This window comes from Chryseobacterium hilariae (assembly GCF_051400735.1).
Classification (GTDB): domain Bacteria; phylum Bacteroidota; class Bacteroidia; order Flavobacteriales; family Weeksellaceae; genus Chryseobacterium.
In genome coordinates this window covers 192,319-218,980 of the sequence record NZ_JBLFFJ010000006.1, presented here as the reverse complement: position 1 = coordinate 218,980, position 26,662 = coordinate 192,319, and the positions used below count along the sequence as shown (strand labels likewise).

Annotated in this window: 27 protein-coding genes; 9 read left to right on the top strand and 18 right to left on the bottom strand. The window is 37.8% G+C overall.

Annotated elements, in window-relative coordinates:
• Positions 1-9: 9 nt before the first annotated feature.
• The 3 genes from ACMGDK_RS17620 to truA form a co-directional block, all read right to left on the bottom strand.
• Positions 10-1,770 (bottom strand): ABC transporter ATP-binding protein, encoded by a 1,761-nt coding sequence (locus ACMGDK_RS17620; RefSeq protein ID WP_436809136.1) that lies wholly within the window; start codon positions 1,768-1,770, stop codon positions 10-12.
• Between the two features lie 177 nt (positions 1,771-1,947).
• Complete coding sequence (locus ACMGDK_RS17615) at positions 1,948-2,289, bottom strand: hypothetical protein (protein ID WP_436809135.1); 342 nt, start codon at positions 2,287-2,289, stop codon at positions 1,948-1,950.
• 156 nt (positions 2,290-2,445) lie between these two features.
• A complete protein-coding gene (gene truA / locus ACMGDK_RS17610) occupies positions 2,446-3,201 on the bottom strand; it encodes a tRNA pseudouridine(38-40) synthase TruA (protein WP_436809134.1) in 756 nt (251 codons plus the stop codon).
• A gap of 88 nt (positions 3,202-3,289) precedes the next feature.
• Between truA and lpxK the strand changes: the two genes are divergently transcribed.
• From lpxK to ACMGDK_RS17580, 6 genes are all read left to right on the top strand, one after another.
• On the top strand, positions 3,290-4,315 hold the full coding sequence (lpxK, locus tag ACMGDK_RS17605; protein WP_436809133.1) for a tetraacyldisaccharide 4'-kinase: 1,026 nt from the start codon (positions 3,290-3,292) through the stop codon (positions 4,313-4,315).
• Entirely contained in the window at positions 4,299-5,114 is an 816-nt protein-coding gene (locus ACMGDK_RS17600; protein ID WP_436809132.1) for a purine-nucleoside phosphorylase, read from the top strand. The genes lpxK and ACMGDK_RS17600 overlap by 17 nt, the downstream gene beginning before the upstream one ends.
• 103 nt (positions 5,115-5,217) lie before the next feature.
• The gene (locus ACMGDK_RS17595; RefSeq protein WP_436809131.1) at positions 5,218-5,733 is read left to right on the top strand and encodes a TlpA family protein disulfide reductase; all 516 of its coding nucleotides are present in this window, start codon (positions 5,218-5,220) and stop codon (positions 5,731-5,733) included.
• A complete protein-coding gene (locus ACMGDK_RS17590) occupies positions 5,733-6,188 on the top strand; it encodes a GNAT family N-acetyltransferase (protein ID WP_436809130.1) in 456 nt (151 codons plus the stop codon). The genes ACMGDK_RS17595 and ACMGDK_RS17590 overlap by 1 nt, the downstream gene beginning before the upstream one ends.
• A gap of 42 nt (positions 6,189-6,230) precedes the next feature.
• On the top strand, positions 6,231-7,325 hold the full coding sequence (dinB, locus tag ACMGDK_RS17585; RefSeq protein ID WP_436809218.1) for a DNA polymerase IV: 1,095 nt from the start codon (positions 6,231-6,233) through the stop codon (positions 7,323-7,325).
• A 45-nt stretch (positions 7,326-7,370) separates the two neighbouring features.
• Positions 7,371-8,843, top strand: coding sequence for an alpha-amylase (locus ACMGDK_RS17580; RefSeq protein ID WP_436809129.1), 1,473 nt, complete (start codon positions 7,371-7,373; stop codon positions 8,841-8,843).
• Positions 8,844-8,915: 72 nt separating this feature from the next.
• Here ACMGDK_RS17580 and ACMGDK_RS17575 read toward each other — a convergent pair whose 3' ends face one another.
• The 3 genes from ACMGDK_RS17575 to ACMGDK_RS17565 all read right to left on the bottom strand — a co-directional run bounded on the left by ACMGDK_RS17575 (position 8,916) and on the right by ACMGDK_RS17565 (position 11,686).
• A complete protein-coding gene (locus tag ACMGDK_RS17575; RefSeq protein ID WP_436809128.1) occupies positions 8,916-9,083 on the bottom strand; it encodes a hypothetical protein in 168 nt (55 codons plus the stop codon).
• A gap of 151 nt (positions 9,084-9,234) precedes the next feature.
• Positions 9,235-10,575: a carboxylesterase family protein gene (locus ACMGDK_RS17570; RefSeq protein ID WP_436809127.1), complete on the bottom strand. Its 1,341-nt coding sequence runs from the start codon at positions 10,573-10,575 to the stop codon at positions 9,235-9,237.
• Positions 10,576-10,783: 208 nt separating this feature from the next.
• The gene (locus ACMGDK_RS17565; protein ID WP_436809126.1) at positions 10,784-11,686 is read right to left on the bottom strand and encodes a helix-turn-helix domain-containing protein; all 903 of its coding nucleotides are present in this window, start codon (positions 11,684-11,686) and stop codon (positions 10,784-10,786) included.
• A gap of 123 nt (positions 11,687-11,809) precedes the next feature.
• Between ACMGDK_RS17565 and ACMGDK_RS17560 the strand changes: the two genes are divergently transcribed.
• The gene (locus ACMGDK_RS17560; RefSeq protein WP_436809125.1) at positions 11,810-11,977 is read left to right on the top strand and encodes a hypothetical protein; all 168 of its coding nucleotides are present in this window, start codon (positions 11,810-11,812) and stop codon (positions 11,975-11,977) included.
• 52 nt (positions 11,978-12,029) lie between these two features.
• Positions 12,030-13,085 (top strand): NAD(P)-dependent alcohol dehydrogenase, encoded by a 1,056-nt coding sequence (locus tag ACMGDK_RS17555; RefSeq protein WP_436809124.1) that lies wholly within the window; start codon positions 12,030-12,032, stop codon positions 13,083-13,085.
• 56 nt (positions 13,086-13,141) lie between these two features.
• On the opposite strand, the gene ACMGDK_RS17550 is transcribed toward ACMGDK_RS17555, so the two are convergent.
• A complete protein-coding gene (locus ACMGDK_RS17550; RefSeq protein ID WP_436809123.1) occupies positions 13,142-13,501 on the bottom strand; it encodes a winged helix-turn-helix transcriptional regulator in 360 nt (119 codons plus the stop codon).
• A 79-nt stretch (positions 13,502-13,580) separates the two neighbouring features.
• Between ACMGDK_RS17550 and ACMGDK_RS17545 the strand changes: the two genes are divergently transcribed.
• Positions 13,581-14,459 (top strand): NAD(P)H-binding protein, encoded by an 879-nt coding sequence (locus ACMGDK_RS17545; RefSeq protein ID WP_436809122.1) that lies wholly within the window; start codon positions 13,581-13,583, stop codon positions 14,457-14,459.
• Between the two features lie 104 nt (positions 14,460-14,563).
• Here ACMGDK_RS17545 and ACMGDK_RS17540 read toward each other — a convergent pair whose 3' ends face one another.
• The 11 genes from ACMGDK_RS17540 to ACMGDK_RS17490 all read right to left on the bottom strand — a co-directional run bounded on the left by ACMGDK_RS17540 (position 14,564) and on the right by ACMGDK_RS17490 (position 26,548).
• Positions 14,564-15,847 (bottom strand): alkaline phosphatase family protein, encoded by a 1,284-nt coding sequence (locus ACMGDK_RS17540; protein ID WP_436809121.1) that lies wholly within the window; start codon positions 15,845-15,847, stop codon positions 14,564-14,566.
• An 85-nt stretch (positions 15,848-15,932) separates the two neighbouring features.
• Positions 15,933-16,775 carry a GNAT family N-acetyltransferase gene (locus tag ACMGDK_RS17535; protein ID WP_436809120.1) on the bottom strand — a complete coding sequence of 281 codons (843 nt, stop codon included), beginning with the start codon at positions 16,773-16,775 and terminating at the stop codon, positions 15,933-15,935.
• Between the two features lie 139 nt (positions 16,776-16,914).
• Positions 16,915-17,700 (bottom strand): T9SS type A sorting domain-containing protein, encoded by a 786-nt coding sequence (locus ACMGDK_RS17530; protein WP_436809119.1) that lies wholly within the window; start codon positions 17,698-17,700, stop codon positions 16,915-16,917.
• Between the two features lie 3 nt (positions 17,701-17,703).
• The gene (locus tag ACMGDK_RS17525) at positions 17,704-18,231 is read right to left on the bottom strand and encodes an ankyrin repeat domain-containing protein (protein ID WP_436809118.1); all 528 of its coding nucleotides are present in this window, start codon (positions 18,229-18,231) and stop codon (positions 17,704-17,706) included.
• The gene (locus ACMGDK_RS17520) at positions 18,228-18,773 is read right to left on the bottom strand and encodes a YceI family protein (protein ID WP_436809117.1); all 546 of its coding nucleotides are present in this window, start codon (positions 18,771-18,773) and stop codon (positions 18,228-18,230) included. Before ACMGDK_RS17520 ends, ACMGDK_RS17525 begins: the two co-directional genes overlap by 4 nt.
• Before the next feature lie 11 nt (positions 18,774-18,784).
• Positions 18,785-19,126: a c-type cytochrome gene (locus ACMGDK_RS17515; RefSeq protein ID WP_436809116.1), complete on the bottom strand. Its 342-nt coding sequence runs from the start codon at positions 19,124-19,126 to the stop codon at positions 18,785-18,787.
• 1 nt (position 19,127) lies between these two features.
• Positions 19,128-19,970 (bottom strand): DUF5777 family beta-barrel protein, encoded by an 843-nt coding sequence (locus ACMGDK_RS17510; RefSeq protein WP_436809115.1) that lies wholly within the window; start codon positions 19,968-19,970, stop codon positions 19,128-19,130.
• A gap of 126 nt (positions 19,971-20,096) precedes the next feature.
• Positions 20,097-20,747, bottom strand: a complete 651-nt coding sequence (locus tag ACMGDK_RS17505; protein ID WP_436809114.1) for a Crp/Fnr family transcriptional regulator — start codon at positions 20,745-20,747, stop codon at positions 20,097-20,099.
• 200 nt (positions 20,748-20,947) lie between these two features.
• Entirely contained in the window at positions 20,948-21,253 is a 306-nt protein-coding gene (locus ACMGDK_RS17500; RefSeq protein WP_034702050.1) for a DUF3467 domain-containing protein, read from the bottom strand.
• Between the two features lie 87 nt (positions 21,254-21,340).
• On the bottom strand, positions 21,341-25,606 hold the full coding sequence (gene rpoC, locus ACMGDK_RS17495; RefSeq protein WP_436809113.1) for a DNA-directed RNA polymerase subunit beta': 4,266 nt from the start codon (positions 25,604-25,606) through the stop codon (positions 21,341-21,343).
• A 12-nt stretch (positions 25,607-25,618) separates the two neighbouring features.
• A complete protein-coding gene (locus ACMGDK_RS17490; RefSeq protein ID WP_436809112.1) occupies positions 25,619-26,548 on the bottom strand; it encodes a hypothetical protein in 930 nt (309 codons plus the stop codon).
• Positions 26,549-26,662: the final 114 nt, after the last annotated feature.

Genomic DNA, 26,662 nt, shown 5'->3' with positions numbered 1-26,662 from the left:
GAATAAGACTTATGATTTTTGCTTTTCTTCTTCCAGTTCCACTTCATGTCTCAATTGGGCTTTGTAAAGTGTTGAGTAATATCCGTTACGGTCAAAAAGTTCCAGATGTTTTCCTTCTTCTACAATTTTACCATGCTCCATGACAATAATTTTATCTGCTTTTTCAATGGTAGAAAGCCTGTGGGCAATAATGATAGAAGTTCGGTTTTTAGTAATTTTTTCTGTTGCTCTCTGGATCAGCTTTTCGCTTTCATGGTCTATGGAAGAAGTGGCTTCATCCAGAATGAGGATTTTAGGATCTGATAAATAAGCTCTCAGGAAGGATAAGAGCTGTCTCTGACCTAAGGAAATAGAAGAACCTCTTTCGCTTACCACAAAATCATATCCGCCCGGAAGCTGCTCAATAAACTGATCTACTTCAATTTCTTTTGCTCCGGCCTTTATTTTCTCTAAAGTAATACTTTCGTCTCCAAACGCAAGATTTTCGAAAATGCTCCCGTGAAAAAGAAATACATCCTGAAGAACGACTCCGATGTGACTTCTCAGGTTATAAAGCTCATAGTCTTTTACATCCACATCATCAATTATAATCTTACCGGAATTAATATCATAAAGCCTTGTGATAAGACTGATAATAGTCGATTTTCCCGCACCGGTTGCCCCTACGATAGCCACCGTTTCTCCCGGATTCACTTTAAAATCAATTCCTTTAAGCACTTCCTGCTTATCATCGTAAGCAAAATGTACCTTCTCAAACTCAATTTTACCATCAAAATGATCTTTCTTTACGGTTCCCGTATTCGGCATGGCGTAATCTTCATCCATGATGCCCAGTACTCTTTCTGCTCCTACAATACCTCTCTGGATATTATTGAAACGGTCCGCAATCTGTCTCAACGGGCGGATCAGCATTGAAATATACTGGATAAATGCAATAACAACTCCTGCACTGATTGTGATATAACCACCATAAAACAGGATAAATCCGATAAATAAAGAAGATATAAGTTCTACAACCGGAAAAAATAATGAGAAGATGAATACTGTTCTCAGTAAGGCACTTTTCAGGGTGATATTAATATCATCAAATTTTTTAAATTCTGCATCCTGTCTGTTGAAGACCTGAATAATTGACATTCCAGCCAGTCTTTCCTGAACAAAAGAGTTCTGATTGGCCGTCCACGTCCTTTCATCCCCGAATGCTTTTTTCAGCCTTTTCTGGAAAAACCTCGTAATCATGACCATTAAAGGCAGGATCGCCAAAGTGATATAGCTCAGATGCACATTGGTATTGAACATCATGATCAGGACAAATGCAATTCTGAGAATATCCCCGAAGACCATAAGAAAACCGTCTGTATACACTGTAGCAATAGTTTCCACATCGCCTACAGCCCGGGTTACAAGCTGCCCGATAGGTGTTTTATCAAAAAATGATGTTCTGAAATAGATCAGCTTTGCATACAGCCTCTCACGAATGTCGCGGATAACGTTTTGAGAAATAAAATTTGAAAAGTAAACTAAGAAAAAGTTTAAAATAGTCTCTGCAAAAACCAAAGCTACCAGGATATAGATATGCTTCATCATCAAGGCATTATCCTTCAGTTTGGTAATGTCGTTATCGACCACTTCCATAGTAAGGTAAGGCCTGTAGGTAGAAACTACGGACAGTAAGACAGAAATAATTAAAGTAAGGATGAACCAGGACCGGAATTTCATTCCTATAAAGAACAGCCTCTTAACAATTCCCCAGGTATCTTGTTTTTTCATTGTACGAGTTGAAGAAAGAATTTAAAATTCTATGCAAAAATAAGACTTTAAAATTTGACAGCCTTTAGAAGTTGATCAAATCGTCATAGAAAATTTCAGATAAAGGTTATTTACAATATGAATATATTAAGCCGGATCTTATCTGTTTAAAACTTCTGAAATACTTTAATAAACTCATTATAAATTCTTATCCCCAATCTTTTCAATTTCCAGAGAAGGTTTATTCACATGCTCTTTCACAAATTTCCTTTCGAGAAGCTGATAAACCCCATATACGGCTGCAATTGAAATGATCCAGCTAATTATATTGATCAGGGAGAAACCTGTATAGTTCATGTTATCTACAGCGTCAGGGTCTGTAAGTCCTTTATAAACCCCATACGAAAAACCAAAGAGCAGCTGGGTTCCAAAATACACTCCAATGGCTAAAAGGCCATAATGCCATTTTGTTTTCCCGAACTTTTCAGCAAGCTGTGCGTAATACCTGTAAGCTCCGATAAGAATAAAAATTGATAACATAATTTGTGTTTTATATATTTAACATTCAGACTATCCTATTTTATGAAAATACTGCAATAATTTTCACAGAATAATCACTGATTGCTAAAATAACTTTTTTTTCAATACTGTAAAACAAAAGGACAGCCGTAAAATCACTGAATTTTTGTCATGGGATTAAAATTCGTATCCTACATCTACAAGGAATAATCCATGGCCCGGAGCTGAAGTTCCGGCAGCATTACGGTTTTTATCTTCAATAATTTTACGCAGGTCTTCGGGTTTTATTTTTCCGCTTCCAATTTCTACCATAGTTCCTACAATGGCACGGACCATATTTCTCAGAAAGCGGTTGGCAGAAACCGTAAACATAAGTTCAGTTCCTTCTTGTTCCCATTCTGCCTTATAGATTTTGCAGATATTGGTTTTATTATCGGTTTTTAATTTAGCAAAGCTTGTAAAATCCTCATATTCAAATAAAATTTTACAGGCTTCATTCATTTTATGGATATCAAGCTGCCTTTTCCAGTGCTGCCATGCCGATTCCTGGGTAAAAGGATTTTTCGCCAGGGAAATATAATATTCGTAGGTTCTGTACGTAGCATCAAAACGGGCATGAAAATCATCTTTAACTTTGAAGATCCGCTTTACAGAAATATCAGGAGGTAAGAAACTGTTTAATTTATAAGGAAGATTCATTTCATCCACAGGATGTTCCGTATCAAAATGGGCAAATATTTTTTTAGCATGAACGCCTGTATCCGTCCTTCCGGCACCTGTCGTTTTGACTTCTTCTCTTAATATCGTGGAAAGTGCTTTTTCCAGTTCTTCCTGTACAGAAACGGCATCCGGTTGTATCTGATAACCGAAATAATTTTTTCCGTTGTAAGAAAATTCAATAAAGTATCTCAATGTAGTATAATAACTCAACAAAAATACTTTAATTTAATGAAATATTTGTTGAAAAGTCTTTGAGAATATTACTTAAAATCCTTATGAAAATTCCTATTTTTGCAGACGTATGAAAAGATGGTACCTTTATCCTTTTTCCCTCGGTTATCATTTGGTAACGGGTATCCGAAACACAATGTATGATCTGGGCGTTTTTAAGGCGACAAAATTCAAAACTCCGATAATCAATGTCGGTAATCTTTCTGTGGGCGGAAGCGGAAAATCGCCTATGGTGATGTATCTTGCCCAATACCTGTCCAAACACTACAGAACAGGGGTTCTTTCACGCGGTTATGGCAGACTGACGAAAGGCTATGAAGTGACGAATTATGAAAGCAACTATAAAATTGTGGGTGATGAAGCCATGCAGCTTTTTGAGCGCTTCAAAAACCGATTCGTCATTGCCGTTTCGGAAGAAAGAGTTCCCGGAGCCAAAAAGGTAATTGAAGATATGGATCTTGACGTTCTTGTTCTGGACGATGCCATGCAGCACAGGGCCATCAAAGCGGGATTTAATATTCTGATGACCGATTTTAATGATCCTTACTTTAAAGATCATCTGCTTCCTGCCGGAGACCTGAGAGAATCCAGAAACGGAGCTAAAAGAGCCAACATCATCATGGTCAGCAAATGTCCTGATGAGCTTACCGAAGAAACCAAACGCTATTATATTTCCAGGATAAGACCCTCTTATAACCAAAAAGTATTCTTTTCATCCATTGGTTATGACGAAAATGTGTACGGAAAAGATAAAATGCTTCCGGACAATAACCTGAACTATTATGACATCCTCCTGATTACAGGAATTGCTAACCCCAAACCGCTTCTGGAGCATCTGGCTAAATTTTCGCAGCGGGTTAAGCATTTAAAATTCAGGGACCATCATAATTTTACGGATGACGACATTAAAAATATCACCGCAGAATATAAAAAATTAGGCGAATACAAGCTGATCCTGACCACGGAGAAAGATTATGTACGTCTGAAAACTTTTGACTATCTTAGAGACATTGTTTACTACTGGCCTATTAATGTTATCATTGATAAAAAGGAAGAATTCAACCAAATCATCTTAGATTATGTTAGAAAAAATTAAGCAGACCGCCGATTTTATCAAAAGTACAATCAAAGAAATTCCCGATTTTGCTATTGTTTTGGGATCCGGACTGGGAAAACTGCAGGATGAAGTGGAAGCCCTCCATATTTTAGAATATCCTGAGATTCCTAATTTTCCTCAGACGACAGTTGTTGGGCACGGAGGAAAATTAATTTACGGAATCCTGAACGGCAAAAAAGTTCTTATGATGAGCGGCCGCTTTCATTATTACGAAGGCCATTCTATGGAGACTGTGACCTTTCCGATAAGAGTTTTCCATCTGTTAGGTATCAAAAACCTCATCCTTTCCAATGCCTGTGGCGGCGTAAATCCGGCTTACAACGTTGCCGATATCGTTATTTTAAAAGACCATATCAATATGATGCCTGAACATCCGCTTCGTGGTAAAAATATTGAATCGTTCGGACCGCGTTTCGTGGATATGAGCGAACCTTATAACAAAAAAATGATAGAAGCCGCCGAAAAAGCTGCCGCCGAAAACAATATTAAAATCCACCAGGGAGTGTATGTAGCACTACAGGGACCAACTTTTGAAACGCCTGCAGAATATGGCATGATCAAAGCCATCGGTGGTGATATGGTAGGAATGAGTACTGTTCCGGAAGTAATAGTTGCCAGACATATGGGAATGGATGTTTTCTGCATTTCCGTAATTACAGACCTTGGCGGACCGGATATTGCCTTTGCCGTTTCTCATGAAGAAGTTTTGAATGCCGCCAATAAAGCCATGCCGAATGTGATCGCTGTGGTGAAAGGTGTAATCAAAAACTATCAATAAATCTTTATAGACATTCTCTATTTCATAAATTTTTCCTAATTCATAAGAAATCAATCTCAAATTGCGTTTCATTGTTTAGATTTGTATAAATGAAATTGAAAGAATGAAAAAGTTAGCATTAATTCTTATGATCAGCATTTTTGGACTGAGCTATGCACAGCAGCAACCGAAAGTACTTAAAACCTCTTTCTCCCAAGAAGCTTTAGTACAGAAGCTGGAAGATGAGGAAGGAAAAAATATTACCATTCAGGAGATTCTTGATCAGCATAAGGGGAAAGTTTTAGTGATTGATTTCTGGGCCGGATGGTGCAGAGACTGTTTAAAAGCACTTCCAAAGGCTGAAGAGCTTGAAAAAAACAATCCGAATGTAGATTTTGTATTCCTTTCCCTGGAAAGATCAAAAGAAGGTTTTGACAAAAGCCTGAACAGGTTCAATATGAAGGATAAAGATAATTACTGGTTTTCTTCGGGATGGAAAAATGATTTTAACAATTATATTGACCTGAACTGGATTCCAAGATATATGGTTGTAGACCAGAAATCTTCCATCGCAAAATATTATGCTATTTCCCCTGAAGATCCGGAAATACAGGAAACCATTAACCATCTTTTACAATAATGATCACAAGAGAAGCTACAGAGCAGGATCTGAAGGTCCTTTTAGAATTTGAGCAGGGTATTGTTTCTGCTGAAAGACCATTTAACAGTACTCTTATTGATGGAGAAATTCATTATTATGACCTGCTTCACCTGATAAAATCTGATGAAGCCCTCGTACTTGTTACTGAAGAGGAAAACGAAATCATAGCCTCAGGTTATGCACTGATCAAAAAACCAGGAAAAAACTATTATAATTTCGATCGATATGCCTACCTGGGATTTATGTACGTAAAACCTGAACACAGAGGAAAGGGAGTTAATAAGTTGATCCTCGACGAACTGATCAGCTGGGCAAAATCCAAAGACATTTCTGAAATAAGACTTGATGTGTATGCCCAAAACGAATCCGCTGTAAAAGCGTACGAAAAAGCAGGGTTTGAATCACTACTCGTTACAATGAGAATGAAAACATGATAAGAACTTAATTCAAAATAAATGAATCCATATCTTTGCGGTATGGATTCTTCTTTTTCCACCCGTAAGATTATTCATGTCGATATGGATGCATTCTATGCTTCTGTGGAACAGCATGATAATCCTTCGCTTAAAGGAAAGCCTATTGCTGTAGGAGGAGAACACCGGGGAGTTGTTGCAGCAGCGAGCTATGAAGCCAGAAAATATGGGGTACGTTCTGCAATGCCCAGCAAAACAGCCAAAGAAAAATGCCCTCATATTATTTTTGTGACGCCCCGCTTTGCACGGTACAAAGAAATATCCAAACAGATCCGCGAAATTTTCCATGAATATACTGATCTTGTAGAACCTCTGTCATTAGACGAAGCCTACCTTGATGTCACTGAAAATAAAAAAGATATAGAATCTGCCAATCAGATTGCCAGAGAGATCCGCCAGAAAATATTTGAGCAAACGGGACTGACAGCTTCTGCAGGAATTTCCGTTAACAAATTTCTCGCAAAAGTAGCTTCCGACATTAATAAACCGAACGGCCAGAAAACCATTCATCCGGATAGAATTGAAGGTTTCCTTGAAGAGCTTCCGGTCGAAAAATTTTACGGTGTTGGAAAGGTCACGGCTAACAAAATGTTTAGCTTAGGAATTTATAAAGGAAAAGATCTAAAGAAGAAAACGTTTGAAGAACTGGTCAGGCTTTTTGGAAAGTCCGGCGGTTACTATTACAATGTAGTACGCGGCATTCATAATTCTGAGGTGAAGCCACACAGAATCCAGAAAAGTGTTGCCGTGGAGAGAACTTTTTTTGAGGATCTTTTTGACGACCAATCGATTAATGAAAAACTGGAACATCTGAGCCAGGAGCTTCACCAGAGGCTGCAAAAGAATAATATCCTGGGAAGAGCCTTAACTTTAAAGATCAAGTATAAAGATTTCTCGCTTTTTACAAGAAGCTTTACAAAAGAAGAGTATTTCACTTCTCCTGAACAGTATTTCAGCACCGGGAAAAAACTTTGGGAACTAAGGCCGTTTGATAAGCCTGTAAGATTGCTGGGGTTATCACTCTCCCACCTCAACACCGAGGAAAAAAAACAGGTTTCTATTCAACTAAAAATTCCGTTCGAAGAGTTTGAAAATTAACAGGTAAAAAATTTTCACTATCTTGTAGTGACCAAATTACAGCCTATGAACCCGACAATGATTCAATTTTTCCACTGGTACTCAGAAGGGAATGGAAAATTATGGAAAGAAGCAGAAAAGCAGGCCGCATATCTGGCACAATTAGGAATTACTTCAGTATGGTTTCCTCCTGCCTATAAAGGAACAAACGGAGGCTATTCTGTAGGATATGATGCTTACGACCTGTATGATCTCGGAGAGTTTGATCAGAAAGGAAGCATTCCCACCAAATATGGCACCAGGAATGATTATATCAAGGCCATTAAAGCTTTAAAAAAGCAAAATATAGAGGTAATCGTAGATATTGTCCTGGGGCATAAGGCCGGCGGGGACGAACTGGAAAAATTTAAAGCCGTAAAGGTAGACGAAAACAACAGGGAAAAGATTATTTCCGAGGTTATTGAGATAGAATCTTATACTAAATTCACGTTTCCCGGAAGAAAGAAAAAATATTCTGATTTTGAATGGAACTTCACCTGTTTCAGCGGTGTGGATTATGCCGAAGGTATGGATTCGCACATCTTTAAAATACAGTCTGAGTACGGAAACGACTGGGAAGAGATGATTGACGATGAGAAAGGAAATTACGATTACCTGATGTACAACGACATCGAGCACCGGAATCCTTTTGTACGTGAAGAGCTCAACAGCTGGGCTGAATGGTATTTCAACCTAACCGATTTTGATGGAGTAAGGCTGGATGCCTTAAAACATATTTCATTTGATTTTTATAAGGAATGGCTGACCATGCTCCGCTCTAATTCCGGAAAAAATATTTTTGCGGTCGGAGAATACTGGGCCCCGGGGCAGCTTAATCTTCTGCAGAAGTATATTGAGGTAACGGAAGGATGCATGAGCCTTTTTGACAGCTCACTGCAAAATAATTTCCATACTGCATCTAATGAAGGCAGCTCTTATGATCTCCGAAGGATTTTTGACCAAACTCTTACCGATGCAGATCCCATGCACTCTGTAAGTCTTGTGGATAATCATGACACACAGCCTCTTCAGGATCTTGAAGCTCCGGTACAATCATGGTTCAAGCCGATAGCTTATGCATTGATCCTGCTTCGCGAGAATGGATATCCTTGCGTTTTTTATCCCGATCTTTATGGCGTCCAGTATGTTGACAAAGGCAGAGACGGTAACAGCCATGAAATTTTCCTACCGAAAGTGGATGGTATAGAAGAGCTTCTGATAGCAAGAAAGGAACATGCATACGGAACACAGAGGGATTATTTTGAAGATACCAACTGTCTGGGCTGGACGCGTGAAGGTGACAATGAACATTCCGGATGTGCCGTAGTTCTCAGCAATAAAGATGCCTACAGCAAACCTATGGAAATGGGGAAACGGTATGCAGGCAAAAGTTTCAAAGATTTACTTAAAAGATCTGAGGAAACGGTAATTATTGATGAAAATGGATGGGGAGATTTCCCGGTTCCTGCAGGAAATGTAAGTGTATGGGTCTCTGAGTAGTCCTGAAGATATATAAAGGCATACATCATCAACAGTTATGTATGCCTTAAATTAGTTTTACTGACGGAATAATTAGCAGTGGATGTATCTGCAATTCTGTATATTAATGGCCCATTCACAGCAGTAGCCATCCTCGTTGGAGGTACAGCATACACCGTTACGGATGATCCCTTCTCCTTTTAGATTCTTAAGTTCCCTTCTGTCAAGTTTTCGTACGTTGGTAAAAAGTTTTGTTTTCATGATTAATTGATTTTTTGGTTTGGTTAGTCTAATATACATAAAATACTCTAATTATCCTCAAATATATCACCAAACAGATACTTAAAGCTATATATTTCGTAAACTAAATACTTACATTGTACCTTTTTACAAAAGCTTTGTTTGAATTTATTTAAAACTTAATTTTTTGAATTTTCAGGATTTCCGGCCGTTCCGAATCATCAGAAATATTTCCTGTCCTTGCAAATTCTGCCCAGAGCACTCTGAGTTTCTTTCCATTCTCATTAATGTATTTCCAAGGAATATCTTTTACCATTTCAGAGGATTTCCAAGCTTGTTCATTTCCGAAAATCAAAGGAAGATCAATACAGTGCGGAGCCCCGATAGAGCTGTCTTCTGATCTGGCATGAATTCTAAATAAGTAAACGTTCCCTCCCGCTTTTGCATAATTTTCAGCAAATATTTTTGCCGGACTCCCATAGATGAGTTCAGTCGTCTTTTGAACGGCTTTATCTAGAACCTTCAATCCAAAACCTTTCCCGAAATATTTATTTAAAGCATCTGAGGTTTTAAGATAAAATGCTGTTTCATCATTATTCAGACCAATGAGTACATCATACCTTTCAGCGTTTGCCTTCCATTTCTCTATAGATTCCTCTTCTTTGCATAAGGGAGGAAATCCATACTGAATGCCGAAAGGCATGGCCGCCTTCAAGCCATATTTAATGACGGATGGCACATGTTTCCTGTATTCGTCCATCATTTTAAAAACATCTGTTTCATCTTTCAGACTTTCAGTTTTTTTGAGAAATTCGGCCGACATTCTCTGTCTTTTATGACGCAGCCCCAGCGGAGCGCTCTGGATAATCACTCTTTGAAACAGACCCTCAACACCTTCGGAAATCATAAGATGGGCAATAGCATCACCGCCCGAAGACTGACCTAAAAGAGTAATATTTTCAGGATCACCCCCAAATTCTGAAATGTAAGCTTTGATCCATTTTAATCCTTCTATGATATCGAACAGTCCCAAATTAGGTGGTCTTTCATCACCTCCCAAAAATCCGAAGAGCCCGAGCCTGTAGGAAACAGCAACAACAATGATCTGCTGTTCCCGCACCCAGCCACAGGGATCAGAAGTAGGAAGATCACCACATCCTATTTCATGGGAACCACCATGGATCCAGATTACAACAGGAAGCTTTTCATTCTCTGTAAAGCTATCAGGGCGGAAGATTGAAAGATATTGTGTGGATTCATCAGGGTCAAAGCTCTCAAGTTGGGTAGGTCCAATCATTTTTTCTACTAGTGGGCTAATGGCTTGCGGACAAACAGGAGTTTTATCAGGGAAAATAATTTCTTCAGCCGACGGCTGCTCTGCAACAGGTTTTTGAAATCTTTCAGAACGGGCATACCGGATGCTTTTGGCTCTAATAACGCCGTTGTTTTTTAATGCAATAACTTTCCCGAAAGAGGTCTGAAAAATGTGGGTTGTGGTCTGCTCAACGGTCATTTTAAAAACTTTGAAAAATTTTATCTATTAAAATTAATCCAGTTTTTTGAAATAAGGAAATTTTCTATGCTAAAAATACTAAGACTTTATATAGTTAACTTATAAAGTAAGTTTAAACACGAATGTCACTAATTTTTAACACTAATTTTCACAAATAAAGAATTGTGATATTTGTGAAAAACATTAGTGTTACTTGCGTTTAAAATGATCAGTTTAACGTTTTATATTCGCTCGGAGAAACACCGACTTTAGCTTTGAATAATCTTGTAAAATGCTGCGGATATTTAAACCCAAGATCATAAGAAATCTCACTGATTGATTTTGACGGATTCAGGATCTGTTCTTTGGCAATATCAATCAGCTTATTATGAATAAATTCCTGAGCGGAAACTCCCAATTCTTTTTTAATCAGATCACCGAAATAATTAGCAGACAGATTCAGCTTTTCTGCAAAGTAATTGACCATCGGGAAACCAATATTTTTTGGATTATCCGATTTTAAATAATCATCCACCAGATTTTCAAATTTGCCGATAACACCCTGGTTGACATGATCTCTTGTAATAAACTGGCGGTCGTAGAACCGCATGCAGTAATTTAAAAACAGTTCAATATTGTTGACGATTAACGATTTGCTATGCTTATCGATAGACTGTTCGAGCTCAAGTTTTATATTTTTAAAGCATTCCAGAACAATTTCCCTTTCTTTTTCTGAAAGATGCAAAGCTTCGTGTACGTCATAGGAAAAGAAGCTATAGTCTTTGATATTTTTGCCGAGATTGGTTCCTTTGATGAGATCCGGATGAAATAATAATGCATAACCGCCCGGTTGTATGGGTTTTCCGTCGTTAGTAACCCCGCTTACCTGCCCCGGAGCTATAAAAACCAGTGTACCTTCCTGATAATCGTAGCTGTGCTTCCCGTAATGCATGTCGCCACAGATCACATCTTTCAAAAAAACGGTATAAAAAGTATAAGTTCTTTTGTACTGGCATATGGGATCGGATTTTGTAAAATCTACCACGCTTACCAGCGGATGCAGTGTTTCATGATTCACCATTTTATTGTAATCTGAAATACTGTTAACTTTTTCAACTTCCTGATCTTCCATCGACTATCTTTTTTAAGCTTATTCAAAATTACTACTTTCCTGCGGGCCTTTTTAGGATGTCTGTAAAATTGGTAGGTATTCCGGTAATCTGTATAAGTTGTGTTTATTTAAAAGTATCGACTTTTGTACCGTTATGGAAACATTCAATACAAGCATTTTCCCCAAAGGAAAAAAAGCGCCGGAAGCTTATTTTCGGGCGGAAGAGCCTGGGTCCAGATTCTAAAACCGAACGAAGATGATCTGAACTGCCAGATACTCAAAACAGTATTGTGGGATGGATGGAACCTGTAAGTGATAAGGAATACAACAATTATAACTAAACTTAATTAAATTAAATAAACCAATGAGCACAATCACAGTAAAAGCCTATGGGGCTGAGTCTACTACGGCAGACCTGAAAGAGATGAATATTGAAAGAAGAGAAACGACACCTAAGGATATAGAAATTGAAATTCTGTATTGCGGGGTTTGTCACTCTGACCTGCATACGGCAAGAAACGACTGGGGCGGATCTTTGTATCCTGTAGTTCCCGGACATGAAATTGTCGGAAGAATAACCAATGTGGGAAGTGAAGTGTCTAAATTTAAAGTGGGAGACCTTGCAGCAGTAGGATGTATGGTAGATTCATGTGGAACCTGCGACAGCTGTAAGAAGGATCTGGAGCAGTACTGCCTGAATGGATTTACAGGAACCTATAATGGAAAGGACAAACATTTGGGAGGCCATACTTTCGGAGGATATTCTGAAAAAGTAGTTGTGGATGAAAGCTTTGTTTTAAGAGTCCCTGAAAACTTAGATCTGGCAGCTGTAGCACCTTTGCTTTGTGCAGGTATTACAACCTGGTCCCCGTTGAAACACTGGAATGTTGGACCTGAATCTAAAGTGGCAGTTGTTGGACTAGGAGGATTGGGTCATATGGCGATTAAGCTGGCAAAAGGATTAGGCGCAGAAGTGACTTTATTCTCAAGAACTCCGGGAAAAACGGATGATGCCAAGCAGCTGGGTGCGGATCATGTGGTCATTTCCACAGATGATGAGCATATGAATTCTGTAAAAGGAAAATTCGATGTGATTATTGATACAGTTCCTTATGTACATGATGTGAATCCTTATGTTGCTACTTTAAATATCAGCGGAACGCTTGTTTTAGTAGGGTATTTAGGTGGTTTGGAACCTATCTTGAATACAGTACCTATGATCATGGGAAGAAGATCTGTAGCAGCTTCTTTAATCGGAGGGATTGCTGAAACCCAGGAAATGCTAGATTTCTGCGGTGAGCACAATATTGTTTCTGAAATTGAGATCATCAGAATGCAGGAGATCAATGAAGCGTATGAAAGAATGCTGAAAAGTGATGTGAGGTACCGTTTCGTTATTGATATGAAATCTTTATCATAATTTTCACATTTTAAAACAAAAAGACTCTTCAAGCGAAGAGTCTTTTTTATTGATATTTAGTAAGCCTTTTTCATATCCTGAAAAGCCCAGTCTGCCATTGCATCAATGACAGGGGCCAGCTTGAGGCCTGCTTTGCTAAGCTCATACGTAACATGTGGAGGAACTACGGGTTTCGCCGTTCTAATAATTAGTCCGTCAGCTTCTAATTGTTTAAGATGCTGGATCAGCATTTTTTCTGTCACCTCAGGAATGGCTCTTTTTAATTCGCTGTATCTCTTCTCTCCTGTTGAAAGATTGAACAGAATAATAGGCTTCCAAAAACCACCTATTTTTTCCATCACATACATTACCGGACACTGTTCCAATATATTTTTTCTGTTCTGCTGAATGGTAGAACTTTCTTTAATTGCTGTCATGATACATACTTTAGGGTAAGTACTTGTATAAAAGTAAGTACAAATATAACTTTGTATAAAGAAATAAACAACATTTAATATGAAAATTATTGTAACAGGTTCTTTAGGGAACACCGCGAAACCGTTAGCGCAGCAATTAATTGCAGAAGGGCACGACATTACTGTAATCAGCAGCAGTGAAAAAAAGAAAAGTGAAATTGAATCTCTAGGAGCGAAGGCCGCCATCGGTTCTATTACTGATGTGAATTTTCTGGCTAAAGCATTTGAAGGTGCTGATGCCGTATTTGCAATGACTCCCCCAATCATAGGCGAGACCCATATTGTTGAAAATACAGTGAGTGCGGGAAAAAATTATGCTGAAGCCATTGCAAAAACCGGGGTAAAAAGAGTTGTCATGCTGAGCAGTGTGGGAGCTGATTCTCCGGTTGAAAACGGCCCGATTAAAGGACTTCATCATATTGAAAAACTGTATAATGAGCTGGAAAACACTTCTGTCACTTTGCTAAGGGCAGGTTATTTCTACATTAATTTTTTCAATGATATTCCATTGATTAAAAATGCGGGTATTATCGGTGGAAATTATCCTGAAAATATAAATATTCCATTGGTACATCCCACTGATATTGCTAAAGCTGCAGCTGAAGAACTGGTAAAAAATACAACAGGTAAAAATATCCGTTATGTGGTAAGCGATTCGCGTCCGCCTGCAGATTTTGCAAAGGTTTTAGGAGCCGCTGTTGGGAATCCGGAATTACCCTGGGTTGAATTCACAGATGAACAGGCTTTAGAGGGAATGGTGCAGGCTGGTTTACCACAGGAAATGGCTGAACTTTATGTTGAAATGGGAAAAGGCATGAGAACCGGTGTTGTACAGAAGGATTTTATTGAGCAGGGATCTCCGGTTAATGGCTCAATAAAACTTGAGGACTTTTCCCGTGAGTTTGCTGATAAATTTTAAGCTTGATTTTTTTTAATCTATAAACAGTTTCGGCGCACCTGCGGTGCGCCGAAACTATTTATTTAAGATCTTGAATGATTGTATATAATATCAGTAGACCCAGTTTATTTTTTCTCTTGCAGAATTTTTTTTAGAACTTTCAGTTTCCCATCAATAGGCTGATCTGTTTTCAATCCTAAGATTTCAGTAACTAAGGGGTAAATGTTAACATTGGTAAATTCATTGATTACCAGATTACTTTTGAATTCAGGTCCCCATGCATAAAATGTGGCTTTCATTTCAGGGACAATTTTCGGATTATAACCATGTTTTCCCACGGATGTTTTCTTTCCTTTTTCTAAGAATATTTTTGGAGCTTTTGGAATCAGAAGAATCTGACCTATCCTGTCATATCTGTCATCTTTGGTCGAAAAGTGAAGATATTTGGGCAGTTTTTTATCAAGGTATACCTCATATTCATCAGTTTTGTTCGCTTTCAGTTCTTTATATACGGCTTTAACCTCAGCGGGATTTTTAACGTATACTCTAAGCAGGGTCTGGGAATTGTAAAAATCGAATCTGTTTTTATCAAGAAGTATAGCCGGAATTTCCAATGGAGTTCCACCATCCACTTTTATCATTCCATGATCGGAAACAAAAATAAAGTTGACATTTTTCAGTCCCAAGTTATTGACTTTCTGAACAAGCTCCCCAATTGCGTTATCGATCAGATGAACTGCATTTTCTGTCTCCTGGCTGTCCGGCCCGTAATGATGACCGCTTCCATCAACCTCCGGGAAATACAGGGATATGAAATGTGGTCTTTTTTCTTCAGGAAGCTTCAGCCAGTTCACAACCTTGTCTACTTTTTCGGAAGGCTTAAACTTTTCATGATACGGATAGTAATAGGAAGGCCGTATTCCTCCTGCGTTGCTTGCAGACCCAACCCACATGAGAGAAGCTGAGACCATTCCCTGCTTTTCAGCCAATGACCACAGTGGAGTTCCTCCATACCAACTGCCGTCTTCAGCATTCTTTTTATTGCTCATTGCATAGGGCTCTTTTCTTTTGTAATCATAGAAAAAATTATCAATCAACCCGTGATGGGAAGGATAAAGCCCTGTGACCAAGCTCCAGTGATTGGGAAACGTGATGCTTGGATAGCTTGGGATCATCGCATCGGCCTGAACCCCATTAGCGGACAGCTTCAGAAGATTTTCGGCATTGTATTTTTTAGCGTAATCATACCGAAAGCCATCGGTAGAAATCATGATCACATAAGGTTTTGTCCGGGCTTCCGCACTGTTGGTACGGCCGGAAACAACTACCTGAGCAGTATCTATAGTTGTCTGCTGGGCAGAGATGACCAAAGAAAAAAACAGCAGCAAAATTTGTATTCCTCGCTTCATTATCAAAAATTTTCGGCAAAGTTACGGTCTCTACTGCTTCCGGGAAAGTTTATAAGATTAAAAGTATATTAAAACAGATTAAATTTTAAATATCTATCTTCATTTCAAACTGTGACACCCAATTTTTAAGTCCGGCTGCATGTAGAAAGGCAGAAGTATTTTCCGGAGTATCATCTACATTGTTTACAGAAATAGCCTGCTCCCCATTCATTTGCCCGATTGCGCTCAAAAGTTTTGTAGCAATTCCCTGTCTTCTGGAGCTTTGATCAACAGCAACCTGATAGACTTTTTTAACCGCAGGGTTGTAAATGATATATCCTTTAAGCTGCTCATCTTTATATGCTCCCAAAACTGTACAGCTTTGACGGATATTCTCAAGTACTGTGATTGAACTCTGCCATGAAGGCTTTATATCCCAAAAAGACTGAAATTTTTCCCATTGAAAGCTTTCAATCTCTTTTATTGAAATATTGATATCCTTTTCTTCAAGATTAATAATTCCGTTAAAACACAACAGTTTCCGTACCGTTTTGAAGCCTAAATTTTCATAGGCTCTGATAGCAGAATTATTACCTTCGATTACTTCAAGGGTTAGCACATCTGTTTTTCCTTCCCTGAATACCGGAAGAATATACTCATACATTTTTCTTACCAGTCCCTGACCTCTGTACTCCGGAATGATACCAGTCCCTCCATTATATGCTATGCGTTTTCCGCCCTCCTCTTTTTCGGCATGAAGGATAAATCCTGCCAGCTTTCCGGATTCAAATGCACCTACAGAAAGGTTTAAATCTATTTTATCTGCTGTAATTTTCAATTCAAGCTGTTCCAGTGACAAATGAAAGGGAACAATATAATCTGAAAAAGACTTGTTAAAAACAGATAAAAGCTCATCTGTAGTAATATTATTTAAATTTCTGATCTCCATAACTTTTTATGTTCAAACCCATCAAAGGTATAAAAAAACGTCCAGTACAATGGAAACACAGTATTCGAATTTTAAGGTTCATAAAGAAAAATGCCTCCGAATATCAGAGGCATTGGATAAGTTATATTTTTATATGTGATTATTCTTTGATCAGTTTTTCATAAGACAGGTTTCCATCTTTCAGAGTGATCTCAAGATAATAAATTCCTGGCTTCAGATCTCTGATATCTAGAGTTTCTCCATCCGGTTTTACAGATCTTACTTTTCTTCCTGCTGACTCATAGATATCAACAGACTTTATTTTATCTACATTTTTAAAGGTTAGTGTTTCTTTTGCTGGGTTTGGATAAAAAACAACTTTTTTATTTATCATTTCAGTATCATTCACTCCTAATACAGAAGTAAAAGATGCAGTAGCATATCCTACATTGGCTGTTCCACCATGAGGGCCAACTGTATTAGTTGCAGAAGCAGGTCTTGGTCCTGCAAAACTTATAGAATTGGTAGTTGCATAGGGCATTTGATAGTCATTAGGATCTGAATTGGTCAAAGCCCTTGTTAAAATTAGTGTTCTTACAGTTCCAGCAACAACATCACTTACTATTGTCCAGTCTTGTGAACCGTCTAATGGAGGCTGCACGAATCCTGTAAAATTTCTATCCGTAAGTTTTGGAGTTGTAACCGCAGAATAAACCACAGCATCTCCCGACGACATGCTAAACCCTGCATTAACACCAATTCCTAAGCCAAACCATCTGTCAGACGGGCCTTTTAATACCAAGGTTACTGTAGATGTTGTATTGTCAAGAGTAAAATTTGCAGTCATCCCATTATTAGGGGATAAAGGTACGTCACCTGTAGTTTTTTGCTGTGAAATGCCCAAAAAACTGATTAATAGGCAAGAAAAGAGTACAATGTTTTTCATATTTTAATTTTTTAGCTGGTTAATAAGTTCGGGATTTTTTGATAAAACGGCATATTCAAAAGCTGTAGTTCCTTGTTTATCTTTTACCGTTTTATTTGCTTTATATTTTACAAGAAGCTTCACCATTTCTAGATTTCCCAATTTTGAAGCAAAAATAAGCGGTGTCGTTCCCTGTGAATCTATTGTATTTACATTAGATTTATGATCTAATAATTCCTGAGCTAATTTTAAATCACCTTTAAATACAACTGCCATGAGCGCAGTTCCCATTGATGAATTATAATCAATATCTTTTACATTATCCATCAAAAATTCAGCCACTTCGTTATTGCCTCTGTAGCACGCGAGAATAAGAGGTGAAAAGCCACTTTCATTGGTTTTGTTGATAATATCCGGATCCTGTTTCATAAGATCTTTCACTTCAGCTACCGTTCCGCTCCTGGCAATATCAAATATTGATTTTACTTTTTCCTGGGCAGATATTGTAGAAAAACTCAGGAAAATACTTATAATGAAGATGATATTTTTCATTGTTTTGCCATTACATAATTGTATTCTACATTCACAGTTTCAGCAATCTTTTTGGTTACTACTTTTGGGATGGTCACTTTGTGATCGGCAGGTTTTGCCACAAAGCCTCCCTGCATATAGATCTTCCCGTCTTTGCTGTAAATGGTAGCTGTGGAAGAAACCGCTTTATCTACGCCGTGAAAATTCAGGGTTCCCTGAACGGTATATTTCTGTGGTGAAGCTGTAAGTTTTGTTTTATCAAAGTTCACAATCTTCCCTTTGAAAGTTGCCTTAGGATATTTTGCTGTTTCTGCATAGCTTTCATTGAAGTGTTCTTCCATTAGTTTGGTTTTAAAATGAAAGTTTTTCACGACCGAAACGGAAGCCATTTCTCCGGTGTCTGCATTCAGAATAACAACATTATTATCATCTTTAGCATACACGTCTTCAAACAGTGGCACAGATGCCTCAAAGGTTACATGACCTGTTTTGGAACTGTATTTCTGGGCTGAAACAAAACCTGTGAAAAACAGTATACTCCCTATTAATGCTAATTTTTTCATATCAAATATTTTTAATTTTCAGCAAGCCCGTCGGCTTTCCATTTTATGAAGGTATTAATCTGTGTCTGAGATAAGGATCCGCCTTGTGGCATTTTTCCCGGATCTCCGTTGGGTCTCTGTATTCTGTCTAGAATACCGTCTATATTGTTTTTTACATCTGTATACGTAGTTAAAGGCTTAAAGCTTCCTGCGGCATGGCATCCGATGCAGTTATTGTCAACAATTGATTTTACGTCCGAATTATATTTTACAATTACTGTAATTGGGGTGTTATCTGAAATTTCCTCATAAGTCCTGCTGTCACAAGCAATAAACAGGGCAGCTGCTGGTAATAGGTATAATATCTTTTTCATCTTAAAAAACTCTGTAAAGGTTAAATCCAAAGAAAATCTGTCCTTTTCCCCACTTTCCTACCGCATTGGAGAGATATCCTATATCTGAATTGATCTGGGAATTCGAAAATAAAAGCTGGAAAACATGTCCCCCGGTTTCTATATCCATTCCAAGTGAGAGAGGATTTTTATAGAAGCTGTGATCATCGAAATTCACAAAATATTCTGCATTAATGGAAATTCTTTTTGAAATTTTATAACGGCCACCTAATCCGGCCAGAAACTGATTTTTATCTTCAATAGCCGGATCATAAAGATTTTTATGAATATATGAAGGAGTCAGCTGCAAAGAAAACTTATCATTGAATCTTCTTGAGATCAAAGCCTGTGTAAGATAGGAAAGCCTGTCACTGAACCTGAGATGGGGATAATTGTCTTTATCCAGGTCTGTATTTAAGGCCATTACGTTATATCCTACGATGTCTGTCGGAAAATTTTCAGTCTGTTTTACGAGCTTATACTTTACAGCGCCTTCGAATGTTTTCATGTTTGTCTCTCTTGAAAGACTGACCGAAATACCGTCTGTAACACCGTAAATAACCCCTAATTTGGTAGAAGCATCGTCCAGGCCGAAAAAGTTTTTAAATCCTGTACTGATGTCTCCGAAACGGTGAGCCACAATAATGTACCACTCATTTTTGGCTGAGAGCTTGGTGGATTGTCCTGTAACGATCTGCAGGGCTTTAAAAGCTGGCTGTGAAGCTGATGTAGTTGTTTTAAGAGTGTCAATATCCTTTAGCAGGTCTTCCTGTGCTGAGACAAGACCTGAGACCAATACCGACAAAAATAAGAGAGTTTTTGTCATATACAATTTGAATTAAATTATGATATGACAAACTTATTGAGTTATCGATTCAAAAGTATGTGATAAAAGTCACCATAAGAATTGTTTTTATCAATGATAAAAATAAAATAATTAAAACTTCATATATTAGACAGGTCTAACATTTTCATTTGCAAGGAGTTTGATGCCTTCTTTAGTCTGAAGAATTTCGCCCTCGTTTTCAATTTTTTTCAAAACCCGGCTCACAACTTCCCGAGAAGTGCCCAGATTGCTGGCTATTTCACGATGTGTAATCTTTAAAGGGTTATTCCCTGTAGCTGAAATCTGCTGACGGATATAATTCAAAACTCTTTTGTCGAGTCTGTGAAATACGGCATCATTTACCATATTCATAACATCTGAGAAACGCCTGTCATATTCATGATAAAACACCTTGTTGATTTCTGGAAAACGGATTAGCCAACCATGTATAACAGAAACAGGAATCAGGATCACTTCAGATTCTTCTTCTGCAACAGCGTATACTCTGCTGGTATAATCTGTAAAAATGGACGAAAAGGTCATCAGGCAGCTGTCATTGGGTTTTATATAGTAATAGATCAGTTCTCTGCCATCATTGAGAGTAAAGACTTTTATAGAACCCTTAATGAGAAAAGGAACGTATTTATTTTTTTGCCCTTCCCTGATAATTTCTGTTTTTGACTTTATTTCAGTAATAATCGCATTCGCATGCAGCTCATTTAAAAAATCATCACCCAAAAACCCAAATTTGCTAAGGATAAATTGGTTATTTACCATATCTTCTATATTGTTTTCAAAGCAAATATATAAAACTTAATCATTTTATTGATGAACAAATATTAACAAAAACAATAATTCAGTTGGGATAATAGGCTCAAAAACCCGGTCTTGTTTTGTTCGACTTTCAACCAAAGATATAAGGAATAAAAAATGCCTCAAATAAATTTGAGGCATTCTTATGTATTGTAAGAAAAATCTTAAGCTTGTACGTTGTTACCTCCTAATACGAAAGGCTCAACTTCTTTGATTTCTCCAAATTGCTGCTCGTAGTTAGTGATGTTTTGTTGAAGAGCAGAAAGTACTCTTTTAGCGTGAAGCGGAGCAAGAATGATTCTTGATCTTACTTTAGCCTGTTGTACACCTGGCATTAATTGGATGAAATCTACAACGAATTCAGATGGAGAGTGGTTTACCAATGCTAAGTTAGCATATACTCCAGCAGCTACCATTTCGTTCAATTCGATGTTGATGTTTCCATCTTGAGGATTTTGATTGTTGTCCATTTTTATAAATTATTTTTTTTGAAATTGAAATTTGAGATTGTGAAAATATAAAAATAAATTCAAACCTCAAATTTCAATTCATTAATTTTAGTTAAGGTCTTCAAATTCTTTTTTAGAACCTACAATTACATTCTGGTATTCTTTAAGACCTGTACCTGCAGGGATTCTGTGTCCTACAATTACATTTTCTTTAAGACCACTTAAGAAGTCTACTTTACCAGCAACAGCTGCTTCGTTCAGAACTTTAGTAGTTTCCTGGAATGATGCTGCAGACATGAATGACTTGGTCTGAAGAGCTGCTCTTGTAATACCTTGCAATACAGGTGTTGCTGTAGCAGGAAGTGCTTCTCTTACTTCAACCAAGGCTTGGTCTTCACGCTTCAACTTGGAGTTCTCATCTCTTAATTCTCTTGCAGTAATCATCTGACCTGGCTTGAATTCTTTAGAATCACCAGCTTCAACTACTACTTTAAGACCAAATACTCTGTTGTTTTCTTCCAAGAAATCAAACTTATGCTCTAATGCACCTTCAAGGAACTGAGTATCACCTCCGTCTACGATAGATACTTTCGTCATCATCTGTCTTACGATGATTTCGAAGTGCTTATCGTCGATTTTTACTCCCTGAAGACGGTAAACTTCCTGAATTTCATTTACTAAATATTCCTGAACCGCAGTTGGGCCTTTGATTCTTAAGATGTCATCCGGAGTGATTGAACCGTCAGAAAGTGGCGAACCAGCTCTTACGAAGTCATTCTCCTGAACAAGGATCTGGTTGGAAAGTTTTACAAGGTAAATCTTTCTTTCCCCAGTTTTAGCCTCAACAATAAGTTCACGGTTACCTCTCTTAATTTTTCCGTAAGAAACTACCCCATCGATTTCAGTAACAACCGCCGGGTTTGAAGGGTTTCTTGCTTCGAATAATTCGGTAACTCTCGGAAGACCTCCGGTGATATCCCCTGCTTTTGCAGATTTTCTTGGGATCTTGATTAAGACTTTACCAGCCTTAATTTTTTCACCATCGTTTACCATTAAGTGGGCTCCTACCGGTAAGTTGTAGCCTTTCTGCTCAACTCCTTTAGAATCTACCACTTTCAGAGTAGGTACGGCTTTCTTATTTCTGGATTCAGAGATTACTTTCTCTTCGAATCCTGTCTGTTCGTCAATTTCAAGCTGGAATGAAATACCCTGGATGATATCCTCGTATTCTACTTTACCAGCAGTTTCAGCAATAATTACCGCGTTATATGGGTCCCATTTTGCAATAAGATCACCTTTCTTCACTTTATCACCAGATTTAACGACTAACTGGGAACCGTAAGGTACGTTAGTAATCATTAATGGTGTTCTCTGCTCATTATCGGTAACCAATCTGAATTCTGTTGTACGGGAAACTACTACTTCCGCAGTATTACCGTTTTCATCTTCAGAAGTAATTGTTCTTACTTCGTCCAATTCTACGATACCGTCTCTTCTTGCAACAATAGATGGGTTTTCTGAAACGTTAGTGGATACACCCCCTTGGTGGAAGGTTCTCAACGTAAGCTGAGTACCAGGTTCCCCAATTGACTGAGCTGCAATTACACCTACCGCTTCACCCATGTGGATCATCTTACCTGTTGCTAAGTTTCTACCGTAACATTTCGCACAGATACCTTTCTTAGTTTCACAAGTAAGCGGAGAACGAACTTCTACAAATTCTAATCCTGCTGCTTCAATTCTCTTCGCTAATGCTTCATTAATTACCTGATCTGCTTCAGTGATTAACTCATCTGTTTCAGGATCATAGATGTTATGAAGAGAAACTCTACCTAAGATTCTTTCGGAGATCTTTTCAACGATCTCGTCATTTTTCTTAAGAGCGGTAACTTCAGTACCTCTTAAAGTACCACAGTCGTCTTCTGTAACGATAACGTCCTGAGCAACGTCTACCAATCTTCTTGTTAGGTAACCGGCATCGGCTGTTTTAAGAGCGGTATCCGCAAGACCTTTACGAGCACCGTGAGTAGAGATAAAGTACTCAAGGATGGAAAGACCTTCTTTAAAGTTTGCAAGGATCGGGTTTTCAATAATTTCCGCACCGGTAGAACCAGCTTTCTGCGGTTTTGCCATCAAACCTCTCATTCCTGATAACTGACGGATCTGTTCTTTGGAACCCCTCGCACCAGAATCAAGCATCATATATACAGAGTTGAATCCACCTTGATCGGTTTTCATTCTACCCATGATCATTTCAGTTAATCCGGCGTTGGTGTTGGTCCAAACGTCGATTACCTGGTTATAACGTTCTGTATCTGTAATCAGACCCATGTTATAGTTGGCTCTAATTTCGTCTACTGCTTCAATGGACTGAGCAATCATTTTTTTCTTCTCAACAGGAACTACAATATCCCCAAGTGAGAAGGAAAGACCTCCTTTAAATGCATTTGAATATCCTAAGTCTTTCATTGCATCCAGGAACTTCACTGTTGTAGGGAAGTCGGTATCAGCAAGGATCTTACCGATAACGTTTCTTAATGATTTCTTAGTCAGAAGCTCATTGATATATCCTGACTGTTTAGGAACAATCTGGTTGAATAAGATTCTACCTACGGAAGTTTCGATCAATCTTGTTACTAATTCTCCGTTTTCTTTAACAGGCAGTCTACATCTTACCTTAGCATTTAAAGAAACTCTTCCTTCAGCATAAGCGATTTCCGCTTCTTCCGGAGAATAGAATGCAAGACCTTCACCTTTTACTTTCATATCTTCTGTAGAGCTCAATTCTTTGGTCATGAAATAAAGACCAAGAACCATGTCCTGAGAAGGTACGGTAATAGGAGAACCGTTTGCAGGGTTTAAGATGTTCTGAGAACCTAGCATCAATAACTGAGCTTCAAGGATCGCTTCAGGACCTAACGGCAAGTGTACCGCCATCTGGTCACCATCGAAATCGGCGTTGAATGCTGTTGTTACCAACGGGTGAAGCTGGATTGCCTTACCTTCGATCATCTTAGGCTGGAATGCCTGGATACCCAGTCTGTGAAGAGTAGGTGCTCTGTTCAGTAGAACAGGGTGACCTTTCATCACGTTTTCAAGGATATCATATACCACAGGCTCTTTTCTGTCGATGATTCTCTTTGCAGATTTCACAGTTTTTACAATTCCTCTCTCAATCAGTTTTCTGATGATGAACGGTTTGTAAAGTTCTGCTGCCATATCTTTAGGAATACCACATTCGTGAAGCTGTAAGTTTGGACCTACAACAATTACGGAACGCGCAGAGTAATCTACCCTTTTCCCTAGTAAGTTCTGACGGAAACGACCCTGCTTACCTTTCAATGAATCAGAAAGTGATTTCAATGGTCTGTTTGATTCAGATTTTACAGCAGAAGATTTTCTTGTATTATCGAATAATGAATCTACTGATTCCTGAAGCATACGCTTCTCGTTTCTCAAGATTACTTCCGGAGCTTTGATCTCCAATAGTCTTTTCAAACGGTTGTTTCTGATAATTACTCTTCTGTAAAGGTCATTTAAGTCAGAAGTTGCGAAACGTCCTCCATCCAATGGAACTAATGGTCTTAATTCTGGTGGTATTACAGGAAGCACACGCATGATCATCCACTCCGGTCTGTTGATCATTCTTGTATTGGCACCTCTTAATGCTTCTACCACGTTCAATCTTTTCAGAGCTTCAGTTCTTCTTTGCTTGGAACCTTCATTGTGAGCTTTGTGTCTTAAGTCGAAAGACAATGCATCAAGATCGATTCTTTTTAACAGATCTTCAACAGCTTCAGCACCCATTCTGGCGATGAATTTGTTTGGATCGGAATCATCAAGATACTGGTTTTCCACAGGAAGAGTCTCCATGATGTCAAGGTACTCTTCTTCTGTAAGGAACTCCATATTATCGAAGTCGGAACCGTCTAATTTTTTAGCAATACCCTGCTGAATCACTACATATCTTTCGTAGTAGATGATCATGTCTAATTTCTTAGAAGGAATTCCCAAAAGGTAACCGATCTTGTTCGGTAATGAACGGAAATACCAGATGTGCGCGATAGGCACTACAAGGTTGATGTGTCCGATTCTTTCTCTTCTTACTTTTTTCTCAGTAACTTCTACTCCACAACGGTCACAAACAATTCCTTTGTAACGAATTCTCTTGTATTTACCACAAGCACACTCGTAATCCTTTACCGGACCAAAGATTTTTTCACAGAACAAACCGTCTCTTTCAGGTTTATGTGTTCTGTAGTTAATAGTTTCCGGTTTTAGAACTTCCCCTCTTGATTCCTGAAGAATCGATTCCGGTGAAGCTAAACCGATGGTTATTTTATTAAATCTACTTGATTTATTTTTATTTGACATTTTAATTTTGATTTAAAGATTTTTAGTTTTCATACCGATAGTTCTCAAACCTACTCTGTTACTATTAACTCTATATAAAAAGTATAATATTGTGAACGGCACCACCGGAACAAAATAATTTGCTCCTTCCCATATTATAAAATGGAAATCTATTCTGAATAGGTCTGCTAAACCAATAGGTATAAAGAAAACACCAAAAGCAATCGTCATATTTCTCAACCAATCTATCAGATTATTCTGCTGTAATTTATTTATTACAAAATATAACGTACATATCATGATTAAAGCACAGGCAAGCATTAAAGGAGTTCCCATTATTGTCTGAGCACGGTGCATCAGATGCGCCGGCTGATAATGATTATTAATAGAATAGAAATAACTATTCAAACCAATAAAAGTTATTAAGCTAGTTGTAAGTATTATCCAACTATTCTTTTTATTATCTTTTTTTAACATAAAGAAATAAATGAAAGGAATAAAGAAAAATATTACTCTGGAAGTAGATACTAATCCTATTAAAATTCCCATTAAAATAACTTTAAAGAACCCTTGTTCTTTCCTAAAATTCTCATACATAAGAATCATACATGCTAAAAATCCTAAAGAAAAAGCAGTTATATCATGTCCGTTAAAAAACAGCTCCCAATATATCAATGCTAACATAAGTATAAATAGAAAGCTATTGGCTACAGAGGTTGTATAATATTTCGATATGAGAAATAATATTATGCCTAAATAGAACGGATTTAATAGAAAATAACAATCAGATAATACAAATCCTGAATTCATTAATAACCAGCCTGGACCAGGACTTATAGATTCTTTTGTGATCAGTTCTGCATCATATAGTTTTCCTGATCCTTTTAACGTTTCAACGGCTACTATTACTGCATCATCTGCTGTTGAACCATATTTCCCTGATTTTTTTCTCGCATCTACCATAGGATAAATAAAATAATTAGCTATGGTAAAAAGAATCAAAAAATATTTCCAAAATGCAAATTCAAAAATTTTAATATTCTTTTTATAATTAAAAAAAAGAAATATTATAATGTT